This is a genomic window from Paludisphaera soli (assembly GCF_011064595.1).
GTDB lineage: Bacteria > Planctomycetota > Planctomycetia > Isosphaerales > Isosphaeraceae > Paludisphaera > Paludisphaera soli.
This window is the reverse complement of record NZ_JAALJI010000004.1, coordinates 319,759-334,885: the sequence shown is the minus strand read 5'-3', so window position 1 is coordinate 334,885 and position 15,127 is coordinate 319,759. Positions and strand designations below refer to the sequence as shown.

Here is a 15,127-nt window from a genome sequence, read left to right as displayed (position 1 = left end):
GCGAGCGGGCCCCGCGCCCCCCGCTTGCATCGGGGCCGCCGCGATGACACGATGGGGCTCGACCCGTCGCGGGGACGCGGGGGAGAGCACTTCAACGACGAAGGGCGGGACTCATGAGGCGCTGGGCGGCCATTACTTTCCTCGTCGGGGCGGTGGCGTCGGTCTTCGCGACCGAGGCCCGCGCGGGCGACCTGCGAATCGAGCGGATCTTCGGGCCCGAGGTGAAGACCGGGCCTTACAAGCATCCCGCGGCGCTCGAGGAGCTTGCGAACGGCGACTTCTACCTCGTGTATTACGGCGGCGAGGGGGAGTACGCCACCGACACCGGCGTCTTCGGCTCGCGGCTCAAGAAGGGGACGGACGCCTGGACCGCCCCCGCGAAGATCGCGCACGATCCGTTCCATTCGGTCGGCAACGCGGTCGTCTGGCAGGCGCCCGACGGCCTGGTCTGGCTCTTCTACGTCGTCCGCTACGGCGACACCTGGTCGACCTCGCGGGTCGCGGCCAAGGTCTCCGCGGACGGGGCCGAGACCTGGTCGGACGCCTCGCTGCTCGTGCTGGAGGAAGGGACGCTCGTCCGCAACCGGCCGATCCTCCTGAGCACCGGCGAGTACCTGCTGCCGCTCTATCGCGAGACCGGGAACGACACCGAACTCAGCGGCGCCGACACCTATTCCTACTTCCTGCGCTACGACCCGAAGTCGAAGTCCTGGGCGCCGACCGGCAAGATCGTCTCGGCGAAGGGGAATTTACAGCCGGCCCCGGCGGAGCTGTCGCCCGGGAACCTCGTGGCCTACTGCCGACGCGCGGGAGACTACAAGCTGGAGACCGTCGGCTACATCGTCCGGTCGGAGTCGCGCGACGGCGGCCTGACCTGGTCCGAGGGCCGCGACACGACCTTCCCGAACCCCAACGCGGCCGTCGACCTGCTGAAGACCCGCAAGGGGAACCTGCTGCTCGTGTTCAACGACAGCATGAACAGCCGGACGCCGCTGACCGTGGCCCTCTCGCCCGACCTGGACCGCTCCTGGCCCGTGCGCCGGAACGTCGTCGAGGGGGCCGGCGATTTCGGCTACCCGATGGCGTTTCAGGCGAAGGACGGCTCGATCCAGCTGGTCTTCACGTCGGAGCGGCGGTCGGTGGTCAACCGGGCGGTCTTCGACGAGGAATGGGTCGAGAAGGGCCGCTGACGGAGCGGCTTCCGCCCCGGGGGGTCGGACCTCCCCGGGGTTGACCGGGCGTCGTATCATGGGATTGTTTCCGGCCCTTCCCAATTCGGCTCAACCGGGTGAACGTCATGTCCGCCACGCAGCTCAAGCATCTTCGGCTTCGGGAGGTCGACGGCGTCGCGGTGGTCGGCTTCGTCAACTCGGAGTTGATGTTCGCGACGGACCTCATCACCGAGATCGGGGCCGAGCTGAAGTCGGTCCTGAACGACCTGAAGCACACCAAGATCCTGCTCGACTTCGACGCCGTGCAGTACATCGCCAGCAGCATGCTCGCCCAGCTCGCCGGGCTCGACCGCGAGGTCCGCAAGGTGAAGGGCCAGCTCAAGATCTGCGGCCTGGGCCCGGTGTTGCGCGACACCTTCCGGATCGGCAGGTTCGACACGATCTTCTCGATCTACGACGACGAGGCCTCCGCGCTCAAGCACTTCATCTGAATCGCGGTCGTCCCGCCCGCCCCCTTACGGAGGAGGCCCCCGAATCGTTATGATCCGGGGGACGGATCCGTAGGTCGAGTATCCGAATAGGACGTTCGAAGGCCGACGGCCGGCCCGGCGCTGGTGCGCCCGCGACCGGCCCGGCAGGGGTGAGACATGCTCTTCGCGATCATCATGGCGGGGGGGAGCGGGACGAGGTTCTGGCCCAAGAGCCGCCGCAACCGGCCGAAACAGCTTTTGAACCTGCACGGCGATTCGACGATGCTCCAGCAGACCGTCGCGCGCATCGCCCCCCTCGTGCCGGCCGAGCGGGTCTTCATCATCACCGGGGCCGACCAGGCCGAGGCGACGCGCGAGCAGCTCCCGCAGCTCCCCGCCGCCAACGTGATCGCCGAGCCCTGCCCGCGCGACACCGCCCCCTGCGTGGGCCTGGCCGCCGAGATCGTCGCCGCCCAGGACCCCGACGGCTCCATGATCGTCATGCCGGCCGACCACGTCATCGAGCCGGCCGACGTCTTCCTGAGGACCGTCAAGGCGGCCGTCGCCGTCATCGACGCCGACCCCTCCGCCCTCGTCACCTTCGGCATCAAGCCCACCCGCCCCGAGACCGGCTACGGCTACATCCAGCGCGGGGAGTTGATCGAGACCCGCGACGGCGTAGCCGTCAACCGCGTCGTCCAGTTCCGCGAGAAGCCCGACCGCGACACGGCCGAGCAGTTCCTCGCCTCGGGGACGTTCGCCTGGAACTCCGGCATCTTCCTTTGGCGGGCGCGCACGATCCTCCAGGAGATCAACCGCCACAAGCCGCTCCTCGGCGCCGCGCTCCACCGCGTGGGCGAGGCCTGGGGGACCGCGGCCGGGCCGGACGTCCTCGCCGCCGAGTTCCCCGAGATGGAACGCACCCCCATCGATAAGGCGGTCATGGAGAAGGCCGCCAACGTCAAGGTGCTGGAGGTCGTCTACGACTGGAACGACGTGGGCGACTGGCGGGCCCTCCGCGCGCTCCTCCCGGCCGACGCCCAGGGGAACTCCGTCCGGGGCGACGTCATCGCCCAGGACACGAAGAACTCGCTGCTCATCTCCGATGACGGCGGCCTGATCGCCGCGATCGGGCTCGACGACGTGGTGGTCGTCCAGTCCGGCAAGGCCACCCTCGTCGCCCGCCGCGACCAGCTCGACAAGCTCAAGGCCCTCGTCGAGAGCCTGAACGACCGCGGCTACGGCTCCTACCTCTGACGACCAGACGAAAGGGGCCGCCCGATGGGCCGCGTGCTGGGGATCGACTTCGGGCTGAGGCGTGTCGGCGCGGCGATCAGCGACCCCGGGCGGTCGATCGCCACGCCCCTGGAGGTCTACGAGCGCAAGGACCCGTTGCAGGACGCTCGCCACTACAAGAAGCTCGTGGAGGAAGACGAGGTCGAGCGGATCGTGATCGGCCTCCCCGTCCACACCACGGGCCGCGAGGGGGAGTCGGCCGCGCGCGCCCGCGCCTGGGGCGCCTGGCTGGCCGGGGCGACCGGCCTCCCCGTGGACTACTACGACGAACGCTACACGACCGTCCTGGCGGAGGACGTCCTCATCGAGGTCGGCTTCTCGCGACAGAAGCGCAAGGGGATGCGCGACATGCTCGCCGCCCGGATCCTCCTGCAGAACTACCTGGACGCCGGCTGCCCGGAGTCCCCGGAGAAGCTGGCGTCGCTGACCGACGAGGGAGAAGCCGGTCCATGAGTCTCCTGATCGTGGGCTGCGGCTACCTGGGCCGTCGGGTCGCCGTCGACTACGTCGGCCGGGGCGAGGCCGTCCTCGGCGTGACCCGGTCCGAAAAGGGGGCCGAGGAGTTGGCCGCGATCGGCGTCCGGCCGGTCGTCGCCGACGTCCTCGACCCCGAAGCGCTGGCCGCCCTGCCGGCCGTCGACCGGGTGCTGTACGCCGTGGGCTACGACCGGAACGCGGGGCCGTCCAAGCGCTCGGTGTACGTCGACGGCCTGCGCAACGTGCTGGAAAGCCTGCCGTCGGGCGTCTCGCGAGTGGTCTATGTAGGATCGACGAGCGTCTATGGGAACGGCGACGGCGGCTGGGTGGACGAGGAGACTCCGGCCGAGCCGATCACCGAGGCCGGCCGCATCTGCCTGGACGCCGAGCACGCCCTGGCCGACTGGGCCTCGCGATCCGGAGTCTCGACGGTCGTCCTGCGCTGCTCGGGCCTCTACGGCCCCGGACGCATCATCCGCCGCGCCCTCATCGAGCGCGGCGAGCCGATCCCCGGAGATCCCGACCGCACCCTGAGCCTCATCCACATCGACGACGCCGCCCGCGCCGCCGCCGCCGCCCTGGACGCCCCCTCGCCCGCTCCCCTCTACCTCGCGACCGACGACCGCCCCGTACCCCGCCGCGAATACTATGAGGTCGTCGCCCAGACCCTCGACGCCCCGACCCCGACGTACGTCCCTCCCGCCCCCGGTTCTCCCGAAGCGGCCCGCGACGTGGTGGATCGCAAGATCTCCAACCGTCGGCTGAGGGCCGAGCTGGGCGTCGAACTGCAATATCCGGACGTGACGGCGGGGGTCCCGGCGGCGCTCCGGGGCTGAGCCGCTCGGCTTCGGACTCGAATCACTCGGCGTCGCCATAGGCCATGGCGACCCAGTCGCCGGTCTCGGCCAGGAAGGTCTCGCGGTCGGCACCGTAGACTTCCTTCACGACGTCGTCGAGCTTTTCGCCCCCCTGGCTCATCCCCTTGAGGAAGTCGGCGAAGAGGGGCCGGAACTTGGGGGAGGCGAGGCATTCGACGAGGGCGAAGCTGACGCCCCGGAACTCGTCGGCCGAGACCTGATCGCCGCCGCCGAGGACGTCGGTCGCCCGGGTGGGCCAGCCCTGGCGAAAGGCGTCGAGGGCGAGGCCGCGGAGCCGCTGGTAGTGGGGGCTCCGACGTTCGACGCCGCTGGCGAGATAGGAGCCGAGGCCCTCGGCGAGCCATCGGGGGGACGAGCCGTTGGCCAGCACGAGGCCCCGGCCCAGGTTCTCCGTCAGCAGGCCCGCGAGCGTCCGTCCCGGCCCTTCGTCGCCGCCGAAGCCGCGACCGCGCGACTTGCGCCTCGGGGCCGCCGAAGGAGCTTCGGGGGGCGCGACGACCACGACGTAGGGCTGGGCCACCTTCAGGTCGGCGTCCCCCTGCTCCTCCTCGTCGACCTCGCGCGGCTTGACCGTGCGCACGAACTCCACGTAGTCCTTGCGGTCCGAGAAGACGTACAGGCCGATCTTCTCGGGCCGGTCGGTCGCCTGGGGGCCGAGCACGCGGCGGATCGCCGGGAGCTGCGTCTCGATCGTCTTGAGCGTACTGGTCGCGCGGTCCTTGGGGAGCGTGCTGAACAGGGCGAAATGCTCGGTGGTCTCGACCTCGGGCTTGAGGTCGGGGTTGGCCTTCTTCCAGCGGTCGAGCCCGGCCTGCTTCACCTTGGCGTCGCGCTCGTCGGGGCTCATCTCGGCCGCCTTGGCGTTGGCGACGTCCTGGGGAGACGCCGCGTAGCTCTTGATCGGGGCCTTGGGGTCGAGCCCCGGGTCGAGCTTGGCGCCGGCGGCGACCCAGGACGCGAACGCGGCGATCGCCGGCTCGCCCACCCGGGCGTCGTTGCCGGGGGGCATGCGGGGCTCCTCCTCGCCCTTGACGCGGAGGATCAGGTGGCTCTCGTCGGGCTTGCCGGCGACGGCGGCGGGACCGCCCGCCCCCCCCTTCATGAGCTTCTCGAACGTGCCCATGTCGAGCTTGCCGCGCGAGAGACCCGGCCGGCCTGCGGCGTGGCAGTCGATGCAGCCGGCGGCGACCAGCACCGGGGCCACGTCGCGTGCGAACGAGGGGCCGGCGGGTGCCGCGGCGGCGGCCTGGGGCTGCGCGGCATCCGCCGTCCTGGTCGGCTCCTCGGCCGGCCCGGGGGCCGCTTCGGCCCTGGGACGCGTCGCGGCGTTCTTGCGCGCCGGGCCTCGGGTCCGGGGACGGGTGCGTCGCGGCGGCGGCGCCTCTCCCGGCGGGAGGTCGCCGGGCTCCTCCATCGCGGCGCCGTCCGGGTCGGGCGGGACGGCCCCGTCCGGAGTCGGCTCCTGGGCCGAGGCGACGACGACGAAGCCGCGCGCGTCCGGGAGCCAGAAAGGCGTGGACGCAAGCAGGAGGACGGCAGTCAGGGCGCGAGGCCGGATCGCGAGCGTCATCGTCAGGTCTCCCCGGGAGGGCGACGGGCGAGGTGAATGCCGATGCATTGTCGCCCGCCCTCGCGGCCTTGGCAAGAAGCGCAGACGCCGGCCGCCCTGGGGAGACGGAATCAGCGGGCGATCGTGACGGGGATCTCGGCGGAGGCGGTGCGGCCCGAGGTCGCGTCCGCCTGAGAGAGCCGGAGCGTGTAGGCGCCCGGCGCCAGCGACTCGGGCAGGGTGATGAGCGTGCCGACGTAGGAATCGCGGCGCTTCGCCCGGCAGCGGTCCTCGGCCTCGCCGGAGACCTCCCAGACCCGGGCGTCGTCCTCGTCGCGGACTAGTTCGACGCGGGTCTCGACGTGGGAGACGAACTCGTCCCCCTCGGCTCGGTAGCTCAGGCCCGCCAGCTCGCAATAGACCAGGGCCGAGCGGCCCGGCTTGAGCGCGTTCGCGTTCATCGGCTCGAACGAGCCGAATCCGTGGATCTTGCGGCAGAGTTTGGCCGCCTGGATCGTCAGCTCCTCGAACTCGGCCTCAGGCTCGGGCTCGGTCGTCGGCGATGCGGGGGGCTGGGGTTGCGGCGGGGTCGGGAGCGGAGCTGGGTCCGGGTCCGGGTCCGAACCGGCGTCGGGCCCCGGCGCTGGGGCCGGATCCGGCGAAGCGGTCGGGGCTTCGATCCGGCCGAGTTGGGCGTCCTTCAGGGCCTCCGACTGGGCGTCGACGGTCGGGGGGGCCTCGACGGCGGCGGGCTCGACGGCCCGGTCGACCTTGGGCCCGGCCGGCCCGGGCTGCTCCGCGTCCTTCGGAATCTCAACGGAGTCCGGGGCGGGCTCGGGCTTCGACTCCTCGGTGATGAGGGCGGGCGCGATCACCTCCGGCTCCAGCGGCTCGGGCCGCGAGGGGGGCGGGGCGGTCGGCGCGGCTTCGGGCTCCGGGTCGGGGGCGCGACGGGGGGCCAGGGCCTCCAGGAGCGATCGGCGTTCGGCCTCCTCGTCGGCCTCGGCGCGGCGAAGGGCGGCGTCGAGCATGGGCGTCGGGGCCGGAGTGAGTGCGGCGACGGCCTCGGGGGCGGCCACCGGATCGGCCTCGGCTCCCGCCGACGTCTGGGCGGCCGCGGCGGCCGCGGCTTCGGCCGGGGCGGCCTTCGTCGCGACGACGGGGGCCAGCTCCGGGATCGCCGCCCGTTCGACGGCCGCCACGGAGTCCGGGCGCGGCGAGTCGGCGACGCGATGGAACGGCGAGTGGCGGCAGCCGGCGCCGGCGGCCAGCATGACCGCGCAGGCTGACATCACCGCCAGGACGCGCCGGTTTCGGCGAGCTTGCGACATCGAACGACCCCTGCCTGGAAACCCCGAAAGGCGACGTGGAGAGGCCGTGGTGTACACCAATCCGGCCTTTCGAGCAAGCTCAACCGAGCCCGTCGCGGGCCGCCGCCGCGATCCGCAGCGACAGGCTGCGGAGTCGCATTCGGCCCTCGCGGTCCAGCGCGCGGGCCTCGGCCGTCGCGACCGTGCGGAAGGCGATCGGGTCGCCCGGCCGGAGCCTCCCCAGCCGGTCGAGGTCGGCCGAGATCACCTGCGCGACGTGGGGATAGCCCCCCATCGTGCCGCACGAGACCCCCAGCACGATCAGGCGGCCGCCGGCGGCCTGGATCGCCCCGGGCGTCACCGGCGCGGAGAGCCGATCGGCCGTCGTCGCGACGGAGATCGATCCCCCCTCCCCCTCCAACCGCAGGCCCATGCGGTCGCTCCGCGAGCCGATCCGGAATCGGGCCGAGCACACCGCGTCCGGGTCGTCCAGCAGCGACCAGTCCGGGCCGGGGAGGATGCGGAGGGCGTCCGGGGGTTCGCGCCGGTCGACCGCCGCGGGCCTTCGGCATGGAAGCCGGCTGGGGCCGGCGGGGAGGAAGTCCCCCTGGCGGACGGGACGCTCGTCGGAGCGGCTGCCGAGCCAGGCCCCGACCTGAAAGCCGCCGGGCGTCGCCAGGTAGGTCCGTGCGCCTTGATCGGCCCGGCCCAGCTCGATCCGCTCGCCCCGGCGCAGCCAGGCGCTCGAAGGCACCGCGACCGGCCGCCGCGAGCCGTCCTCGGCGACGATCGCCGCCGGCACGGCCGCGCCGGCGACGGCGATCCCCAGGTCGCAACGGGCTTCGAACGCGCCGCCGCGCAGGGTCATCTCCAGCGCGGCGGGGCCGGGCTCGTCGCCGGCCAGGGCGTTGGCGAGGGTCAGCGACTCGCGGTCGAAGGCCCCGCCCAGCGGCACGCCGAAGGCCCGCGCGCCGGGGCGGCCGAGGTCCTGGACGGTCGTGAAGAAGCCGGGATCGACGACCAGCAGCCCCATGATCGAGGGTCCTCCGGGAGGGGAGCGGCCGGTCGCGAGCGTCGGGGCTCAGCGGATCTCGACGAGCACCTTCTCGGCGGCGGCGGTGCCCAGGGCGACGTCGCGGTCGCCGAGGCGGCAGACGACGGCGCCGGCCTCGGGGCGGTTCTCGCGCAGGGTCCCCTCGGCGTTGAGGTCGAGGCCGCACTCGGTCAGGTAGCGGAGGAACGCCGGGTCCTGGTCCATCACGCGGACGACCCGGAAGCCCGAGCCGGGGGCGCAGCGCGCCAGGGGCGTCCCCTTGGGCTCGTTGAGCGATCCGTCGGCGGCGGGGATCGGGTCGCCGTGGGGGTCGACGGCCGGGTGGCCGAGGAACCGCTCCATGCGGTCGATCAGCCGCTCGGAGACGGCGTGCTCCATGTGCTCGGCCTCCTCGTGGACCTCGTCCCAGGTCATGTCCAGCGTCTTCGCGAGGAACAGCTCCAGCAGGCGGTGGCGACGGATCACCATCAGGGCGAGCCGGTTGCCCGACTCCGTCAGCCGGGCGCCCTCGTAGGGGGCGTACGTCGCCAGGGCGGCCTCGGAGAGGGTCTTGAGCATGCCGGTGACGGTCCCCGGCGAGACCCCCATCGCCTGCGCCAGCGCGCCGGTGGAGACGGCGACGCCGGGCGGGTTGCGATCGGAGATCAGGGCGATCGTCTTGACGTAATTCTCGACGGTCAGGCTCGCCACGGCGGTCGTCGCCTCGTTCTCGATGTCGGGATGTCGGAGATCGCGCCCGGCTCAGCTTTCCGGGGGCGGGGCCGGGGCCGGGGTGAACGTGGGGTTGAACGCGGGGCCGATCGGTTCGGGGAGGCGCTCGCCCATCCGGAGCCAGGCGACCTTCAGGTACGAGCCCTCGGGCGCGTCGAGGGCCACCGGGTGGTCGGCCGACGCGCCGGTCATCCCCAGGAGCTGCACGCTCCGGTTGGCCTTGCGTGAGGCGGCCTTGAGGAGCCCCTGGAACTCGGCCGCGTCGAGCAGGCCGGAGCACGAGCAGGTGAGCAGGAGCCCGCCGGGCTCGACCAGGCCCATCCCCAAAACGTTCAGATCGAAGTACTTCCGCTTGCCGGCGGAGACGTCGTCCCGGTCCATGATGAGCTTGGGGGGGTCCAGGACGATCACGCCGTATTCGCGGCCGTTGACGCCCATCTGGCGCAGGTAGCCGTAGGCGTCGGCGTGGACGACGTCGAGCCGGACGTTGTTGGCGTTGCCGTTCTCCTTCGCCAGGGCGACGGCCTTCTCGTCCAGGTCGATGCAGGTGACCTCGCGGGCCTTGCCCCGGATGAGGGCGTTCAGGCCGAAGCCGCCGGTGTAGCAGCAGGCGTCCAGGACGGTCCGGTCCTTGCAGAACTTCGCCAGCTCCCGGCGGTTGTCGCGCTGGTCGCAGAAGAAGCCCGTCTTGTGCGACTCGGCGAAGTGGATCCGGTAGCGGACGCCGTGCTCCGTCACCGTGATCCTCGGGGGGAGCTGGGGGGTGGACACGGGGCGGCCGGCGAAGTCCTCCTGGAGCGCCACGCGGTCGTCGACCCGGACGCGGAAGTGCTTGGTCCCCAGGCGTTTGGCCAGAAGGTCGAGAATCGGCCCGATGCGCTGGTACATGCCCAGGCTGTTGACCTCGACCGAGAGGACGTCGTCGTAGCGGTCGACGATCAGGCCGGAGAGGCCGTCGCCCTCGGCGTGGATGACGCGGTAGGCGTTGGACTCGGCCTCGACGTTCAGCATGTCGAGCCGGAGCTTGACCGCCTCATCGATCCGGCGGGTCCAGAAGTCGGGCCCCGGCGCGGCGGGCTCGCGCGAGATCATCCGCAGGCTGATCTGCGATCGCGGGTTCCAGAGGCCGTAGCCGAGCGGGTTTCCGTCGCGGTCGAGGACCTGCACGAGGTCGCCCGGCCGGGCGACGAGCGGGCCCTTCACCCCCTCGATCATCTTGCGGAAGATGAAGGGGTGGTTGCCCGGCGACCGGATCGCCACGGCCGGCAGCGGGATCTCGGGATCCAGCGACCGATCCGGCACCGGCGCGGGGGGGAGGTGGGACGCGGGGCCCCGGGGGGGTTTGGGCCGGAACTGGCTCATTCGTCGTCCCCGTCCAGGTCGTCGAGGTCGTCGGCACCGACCTCGCCCTTGCGGAGGATGCGTCGCAGGCGGACCAGAAGGGCCGTCGCATAGCGTTGCACGGACAGTTGTTGCGTCAGGACTTCCTCGTCGACGGCCGACCGGGGGATCTCGGCCATGAGGCGGTGCGCCTGCATGAGGGCGTCCCAGCCGGCGTCCAGGACGCGGGGGCCAAACGCGGGGTTCTCGCGGGCCATCCGCATGGCCTGCCGGGCTTTCTTGAGGGTCGCATGCGCCTGCTTCAACTGCCGAAGCGCCGTGCCCGGTGTCATCTCCGCCATCCTCGAATCTCCCTGCCGGCGAATCGTTCCGCCGACTTCTTTTCGGTTCCCTCTTCTTGCGAGGAAACAGTATAACGAGTTCTGGGATTCGGTGTGCGAGAGCCCGTCAGGAGCCATGCCCGATGTCGGACGAGCAGGGAGCGGCCGCCGAGGCCGCGGAGCCGGAAGTGGTCGTCGCCGTCGCCGAGGAGCAGGAGACGCGGACGAAGAAGCTCCCCCCCTACAACGTGATCATCCTCAACGACGAGGAGCACACGTTCGAGTACGTCATCGAACTGCTCATCAAGCTCTTCCGCCACCCCCTCCCCACGGCCGAGAACCTCACCTGGGCCATCCACAACCGCGGCCGCGCCGTCGTCTACACCACCCACAAGGAGAAGGCCGAACTCAAGCGCGAGCAGGTCGTCTCCTACGGCGCCGACCCACGCATGAAGGAATCCCGGGGGCCCCTCGGCTGCTACATCGAACCGGCGGAGTGAGGAAAGCGGCCCTCCACCCCACCCCGCTCGCCGATCCAATGACTTTCGCGATAGGATCGAGGCTATGAGCACGCACATCCCGGCCGCCCATTTCCTGGACCGGATCCTCGACCCGCTCGCGACCTCGCTCAACGACGAGGCGGCTCGGAGCATCCTGGACGTCCGCCTCGACGCCGAGGTGCAAGCTCGCGTCGCCTTCCTCGCCGGGCGCGCCAACGAGGGCGAACTCACCCCGGAAGAGCGGGACGAGTACCTGAGCTACGTCGAGGCCGCGGACATGCTCGCCATCTTCAAGCTGAAGGCCCGTCGGCACCTCGAAGCCAACGGCTGATGGACGCGGCGACCCGTGCACTCGTCTGGGCGCGATCCGAGGGCCGTTGCGAGTACTTTCGAATCTGAGGCACGGATCCCGTCCCTGCTGTCGAAAATCTCCGCTGGGGCTAGTAGTCCGCCAGTTTTAATTTGCGGGTGGATCTGAGATCGGTTCTCCTGGTGGCGACACCGCCACAGGAGGGCCCGATGAAGGTCTACGAGGTCACGCTCGAAGCCGAGGAACGTCAGCGGCTTCACGAGATGCTCGCCGCCGGCAAGTCGGCGGCCAGGAAGCTCGCCCACGCCCACATCCTGCTGAAGGCCGACGCCGCCGAGGGCGGCCCCGCCTGGCCCGACGCCCGGATCGCCGAGGCCTTCGGCGTCAGCGTCGCGACCGTCGAGCGGGTCCGCAGGCGGTTCGTCGAGCAGGGCCTCGACGCGGCGCTGGACCGCAAGCGGCGGGGGCGGCCGGCCCGCGAGCCGAAGCTCGACGGCCGGGCGGAGGCGACGCTCGTCGCCCTGGCGTGCTCGGCCCCGCCCGACGGCCGCAAGCGTTGGACGATGCAGCTCCTGGCCGACCGCCTCGTCGAGCTGCGGATCGTCGACGCGATCTCCGACGAGACCGTCCGGGTCGCCCTCAAAAAAACGAGATCAAGCCCTGGCTGACCGAGCGTTGGTGCATCCCGCCGGAGGCGAACGCCGAGTTCGTGGCGGCGATGGAGGACGTCCTGGACGTCTATCGCCGCCCCTACGACGAGAGACGCCCGCTGGTCTGCCTCGACGAGGCGAGCAAGCAGCTCGTCGGCGAGGCGGCCGCGCCGATCCCCGCGGCCCCGGGCCGGCCCGAGCGGGTCGACTACGAGTACGTCCGCAACGGGACGACCAGCCTGTTCATGGTCGCCGAGCCGCTGCTGGGCTGGCGGGCCGTCAAGGTCACGGGCCGCCGGACGGCCAAGGACTTCGCCGAGGTGGTCCGCTGGCTGGTCGAGGACGTCCACGAGGAGGCCGAGAAGGTCGTGCTCGTGATGGACAACCTCAACACCCACAAGCTCGCCAGCCTCTACGAGGCGTTCCCGCCCGAGCGGGCCCGGCGGATCGTCCGGAAGCTGGAGGTGCACCACACGCCGAAGCACGGCTCGTGGCTGAACGTCGCCGAGATCGAGCTGTCGGTCCTCTCCCGCCAGTGCCTCGACCGCCGCATCGAGACGCGGGAGGAGTTGGAGCGGCAGGTCGCCGCCTGGGAGGAGGCCCGCAACGAGCAGGGCGTCGGCGTCCGGTGGCGATTCACCACCGCCGACGCCCGGATGAAACTCCGACGCCTTTACCCGACACTTTGAGGCTGGCGATCTACTAGGGGTGAGATAGCCTATCAGGCACCAAGCCGGTTCATTCGCTTGGCAGGAGGGTCGGGCCAAATGTCCATGGCTGGATCGCCGATATCTCGGGCCAGTCGCATTCGCAGCTGCGGGGATACGCGAGATCCAGACGCCAAAGCCTCGAGCGCCACATTAACTAGATTCAAGTACAACGAGATATTAACACCATAAACAGCCACAGTATTTGTATCAAGCCGCCTGGGCTGCACCCCCGCGCACTCCGCCAACATATTATTAACAGACCTTCGATACCTCAAACCGGTCTTATCATAGGGATCCACGGAAACCACACTCGCCAGATATCTGCTAGCCTCAGATTTCATCAACACATTAACAGCCGATTTATTCGAAACATCGTGCGACACCTTCACGATATTGTACTCAAACATCTTCCAGCGAAACCAGGGCTCCCACCCCCCCGGCACGCTGCCTTCGTTCTCAGATCGAATAAAGTCCTGCACACGCTTGGGCAGCTCTCCAGAATACATGAGAGATCCAACCGACGTTGACCTAAGACACGCCTTGCCGCGATTACGAAGAGCCGTGAACAATTCATCGGCATGCGACAGCAAGCAGAGAAGAAAAACCGACGTATCTCTCCACCTTATATCCTCTAACAGCTCATCCAACAATCTAGCGTGCACATCAGCCGCAGACCTAGACAAGTGCAAAGCAGCCAAAAACTCTTGAATCGTTAAATGCGAAAACGAATATATATGACGCGCACGCTCAATCAAGAGTCCGTGATTCTCTTCAAATTCAGCCAGAAGGTCGCGTCCACTCACTTTTTTTCCTGGCATCACCTCCGACAGTTCTTCAAATTTCCTCGCGGCCTCCTCTTTTGTGAAGAACAACTCGGCGTCACAAAAAGTGTCACAAGCCATTTTCGCCAGAATTAGTTTCTTGGACTCAGAATCAAAACCCGGCACAAATGACTCTCTGCGCAATTGCTTCGACGAATCCCAATCAAGAAGCAGCGCATCGAGACAAGCTAGATACACGAAAGACTTCTGCTCCGGAAATTTCTGATGGCGATTAAACGCCACACAAAGCATAGCTAGCAAAAGAGGGGTGGTAGTCAATTCACTCAAGCCAGGCTTGCGAGCCAGCTCAGCCAAGAAGCTAACTGCAACAGAAGGAGTACCTGCAAACCAGTGCCTCACAAAATGCGATATCTGAGCCTGGCCAAAATCTGCAATTTCAAGTTCAGAAAATCGCTCGAGCTGCCCCAGATAGTTGGCCGTGCGACACGAGACAATATATTGATTATTTGGATACTTTTTAGCCAGCTTGGTTATCTCTACAACGACCTCAGACTGCTGGGACCGCGGCACTTCGTCCAAGCCATCAAACAGCACAGAACACTCCTGACTGGATTTCAACATCGTCTCTAGAACAAGTTTAGGCTCTGCAAATCCATAAGCTCCAAACTGCCGTTCTACAAAATCGAATATGGTGCTTTCCTTCGACGCCTCGTACTCTCGCAAGTTAATCAGAAGCGGAATCCTTGGCTTATCGGGGAGGCCCCCCGAAGCGAGGGGCAGACGAGGCATGCAAACATATCTCTTTGCAATATGCTTCAGCGAAGTGCTCTTCCCAGCTCCCGGCCTGCCCAATAAAAGCAATCGATCTTTAGACGACACGATGTTCCACAATGGTTGCTTAGGCCCATCGATAGAAACACCATGACCAAAGTCGTCCAAAACCTTTTGGGCTAATCCTTCCTGAACTCTCTGACTAAGTAGCCTCTCTACCATCAACGGTAATTGCTCTTCAACAACACGGGCCTGCTCATCCGTCAATGCATCTCGCTCAGATCTCTTGCGCGCCTTGATCAACTCGTTCTTTCTTCTCAATTCAATACTTCCTCGTTCATCGCTCACAAAACCCGACATGCGCGAGGAATGGGAATTTTCAATAGGCCCCCTTAGATCAGGACTCGATTCATCCTCCGAAAGCAATGCTAGAAGTGCATCGTACTTCGCATTTACACCTGCCTCGGCCGACCTAAACTGAGCCTGACGCTGAGACCTCTCCAGTTTTTGTTTAGCCTCCTGTTCGATACGCGCTACATCGGAGTGCGGTATTGCAGATCGAACCTCCGACTCTAACTGCTGAATCGAATTATATTCTCTCGACTTGATCCGAGAATTTATTTTCACTTCTGTATATATATCATCCAACGGAACCGGCTGGTCCATGCCCATGATTTTAACGAACGAGCATGAATCAATGGTTTCTCTGACATAGTTTTCGATTGCTTGCGATGCAGTGGCATGCTCCTCCACACCTCGTATTGAATCGGCGAAAAGCTGGGTCACAACCGGCGAGATCTCCAATATGCTTTGAGATAGTTCTATG

Annotated in this window: 15 protein-coding genes; 8 read left to right on the top strand and 7 right to left on the bottom strand. The window is 68.0% G+C overall.

Features of this window, described 5'->3' with window-relative positions:
- Positions 1–113: 113 nt before the first annotated feature.
- The 5 genes from G6O68_RS08025 (at position 114) to G6O68_RS08005 (ending at position 4,251) form a co-directional block, all read left to right on the top strand.
- A complete protein-coding gene (locus tag G6O68_RS08025; protein ID WP_165246471.1) occupies positions 114–1,190 on the top strand; it encodes a sialidase family protein in 1,077 nt (358 codons plus the stop codon).
- 107 nt (positions 1,191–1,297) lie between these two features.
- Entirely contained in the window at positions 1,298–1,663 is a 366-nt protein-coding gene (locus G6O68_RS08020) for an STAS domain-containing protein (protein WP_165246470.1), read from the top strand.
- Positions 1,664–1,819: 156 nt separating this feature from the next.
- Positions 1,820–2,899, top strand: a complete 1,080-nt coding sequence (locus G6O68_RS08015; RefSeq protein ID WP_165246469.1) for a mannose-1-phosphate guanylyltransferase — start codon at positions 1,820–1,822, stop codon at positions 2,897–2,899.
- Between the two features lie 24 nt (positions 2,900–2,923).
- Positions 2,924–3,391 (top strand): Holliday junction resolvase RuvX, encoded by a 468-nt coding sequence (ruvX, locus tag G6O68_RS08010; protein WP_165246468.1) that lies wholly within the window; start codon positions 2,924–2,926, stop codon positions 3,389–3,391.
- On the top strand, positions 3,388–4,251 hold the full coding sequence (locus tag G6O68_RS08005; protein WP_165246467.1) for an NAD-dependent epimerase/dehydratase family protein: 864 nt from the start codon (positions 3,388–3,390) through the stop codon (positions 4,249–4,251). The genes ruvX and G6O68_RS08005 overlap by 4 nt, the downstream gene beginning before the upstream one ends.
- A gap of 22 nt (positions 4,252–4,273) precedes the next feature.
- On the opposite strand, the gene G6O68_RS08000 is transcribed toward G6O68_RS08005, so the two are convergent.
- The 6 genes from G6O68_RS08000 to G6O68_RS07975 all read right to left on the bottom strand — a co-directional run bounded on the left by G6O68_RS08000 (position 4,274) and on the right by G6O68_RS07975 (position 10,599).
- Positions 4,274–5,863, bottom strand: coding sequence for a c-type cytochrome domain-containing protein (locus tag G6O68_RS08000; protein WP_165246466.1), 1,590 nt, complete (start codon positions 5,861–5,863; stop codon positions 4,274–4,276).
- Between the two features lie 110 nt (positions 5,864–5,973).
- Positions 5,974–7,173 carry a hypothetical protein gene (locus G6O68_RS07995; RefSeq protein WP_165246465.1) on the bottom strand — a complete coding sequence of 400 codons (1,200 nt, stop codon included), beginning with the start codon at positions 7,171–7,173 and terminating at the stop codon, positions 5,974–5,976.
- Positions 7,174–7,252: 79 nt separating this feature from the next.
- Positions 7,253–8,185 carry a 5-oxoprolinase subunit C family protein gene (locus G6O68_RS07990; RefSeq protein ID WP_165246464.1) on the bottom strand — a complete coding sequence of 311 codons (933 nt, stop codon included), beginning with the start codon at positions 8,183–8,185 and terminating at the stop codon, positions 7,253–7,255.
- 48 nt (positions 8,186–8,233) lie between these two features.
- The gene (locus tag G6O68_RS07985) at positions 8,234–8,896 is read right to left on the bottom strand and encodes a metal-dependent transcriptional regulator (RefSeq protein WP_165246463.1); all 663 of its coding nucleotides are present in this window, start codon (positions 8,894–8,896) and stop codon (positions 8,234–8,236) included.
- A 51-nt stretch (positions 8,897–8,947) separates the two neighbouring features.
- Complete coding sequence (locus tag G6O68_RS07980) at positions 8,948–10,279, bottom strand: class I SAM-dependent rRNA methyltransferase (RefSeq protein WP_165246462.1); 1,332 nt, start codon at positions 10,277–10,279, stop codon at positions 8,948–8,950.
- On the bottom strand, positions 10,276–10,599 hold the full coding sequence (locus G6O68_RS07975) for a hypothetical protein (RefSeq protein WP_165246461.1): 324 nt from the start codon (positions 10,597–10,599) through the stop codon (positions 10,276–10,278). Before G6O68_RS07975 ends, G6O68_RS07980 begins: the two co-directional genes overlap by 4 nt.
- A 122-nt stretch (positions 10,600–10,721) precedes the next feature.
- On the opposite strand from G6O68_RS07975, the gene G6O68_RS07970 reads away from it, so the two are divergent.
- The 3 genes from G6O68_RS07970 to G6O68_RS07960 all read left to right on the top strand — a co-directional run bounded on the left by G6O68_RS07970 (position 10,722) and on the right by G6O68_RS07960 (position 12,727).
- Positions 10,722–11,078 (top strand): ATP-dependent Clp protease adaptor ClpS, encoded by a 357-nt coding sequence (locus G6O68_RS07970; protein WP_165246460.1) that lies wholly within the window; start codon positions 10,722–10,724, stop codon positions 11,076–11,078.
- Positions 11,079–11,142: 64 nt separating this feature from the next.
- Positions 11,143–11,409 (top strand): hypothetical protein, encoded by a 267-nt coding sequence (locus G6O68_RS07965; protein WP_165246459.1) that lies wholly within the window; start codon positions 11,143–11,145, stop codon positions 11,407–11,409.
- A gap of 188 nt (positions 11,410–11,597) precedes the next feature.
- A protein-coding gene (locus G6O68_RS07960) for an IS630 family transposase (protein WP_165246458.1) occupies positions 11,598–12,727 on the top strand; the annotation gives its coding sequence in 2 pieces (ribosomal slippage) (positions 11,598–12,039 and positions 12,039–12,727; 1,131 coding nt in all).
- Positions 12,728–12,759: 32 nt separating this feature from the next.
- Here the strand turns inward: G6O68_RS07960 and G6O68_RS07955 are convergent.
- Positions 12,760–15,087 carry an NACHT domain-containing protein gene (locus G6O68_RS07955; RefSeq protein ID WP_165246457.1) on the bottom strand — a complete coding sequence of 776 codons (2,328 nt, stop codon included), beginning with the start codon at positions 15,085–15,087 and terminating at the stop codon, positions 12,760–12,762.
- Positions 15,088–15,127: the final 40 nt, after the last annotated feature.

Excerpts from the sequence above, each read along its gene's own strand:
- G6O68_RS07970 (WP_165246460.1), top strand. The coding sequence starts at position 10,722 with ATGTCGGACGAGCAGGGAGCGGCCGCCGAGGCCGCGGAGCCGGAAGTG.
- G6O68_RS07980 (WP_165246462.1), bottom strand. The coding sequence starts at position 10,279 with ATGAGCCAGTTCCGGCCCAAACCCCCCCGGGGCCCCGCGTCCCACCTC.
- G6O68_RS08005 (WP_165246467.1), top strand. The coding sequence starts at position 3,388 with ATGAGTCTCCTGATCGTGGGCTGCGGCTACCTGGGCCGTCGGGTCGCC.
- G6O68_RS08015 (WP_165246469.1), top strand. The coding sequence starts at position 1,820 with ATGCTCTTCGCGATCATCATGGCGGGGGGGAGCGGGACGAGGTTCTGG.
- G6O68_RS08000 (WP_165246466.1), bottom strand. The coding sequence starts at position 5,863 with ATGACGCTCGCGATCCGGCCTCGCGCCCTGACTGCCGTCCTCCTGCTT.
- ruvX (WP_165246468.1), top strand. The coding sequence starts at position 2,924 with ATGGGCCGCGTGCTGGGGATCGACTTCGGGCTGAGGCGTGTCGGCGCG.
- G6O68_RS07975 (WP_165246461.1), bottom strand. The coding sequence starts at position 10,599 with ATGGCGGAGATGACACCGGGCACGGCGCTTCGGCAGTTGAAGCAGGCG.
- G6O68_RS07990 (WP_165246464.1), bottom strand. The coding sequence starts at position 8,185 with ATGGGGCTGCTGGTCGTCGATCCCGGCTTCTTCACGACCGTCCAGGAC.
- G6O68_RS07995 (WP_165246465.1), bottom strand. The coding sequence starts at position 7,173 with ATGTCGCAAGCTCGCCGAAACCGGCGCGTCCTGGCGGTGATGTCAGCC.
- G6O68_RS08020 (WP_165246470.1), top strand. The coding sequence starts at position 1,298 with ATGTCCGCCACGCAGCTCAAGCATCTTCGGCTTCGGGAGGTCGACGGC.
- G6O68_RS08025 (WP_165246471.1), top strand. The coding sequence starts at position 114 with ATGAGGCGCTGGGCGGCCATTACTTTCCTCGTCGGGGCGGTGGCGTCG.
- G6O68_RS07965 (WP_165246459.1), top strand. The coding sequence starts at position 11,143 with ATGAGCACGCACATCCCGGCCGCCCATTTCCTGGACCGGATCCTCGAC.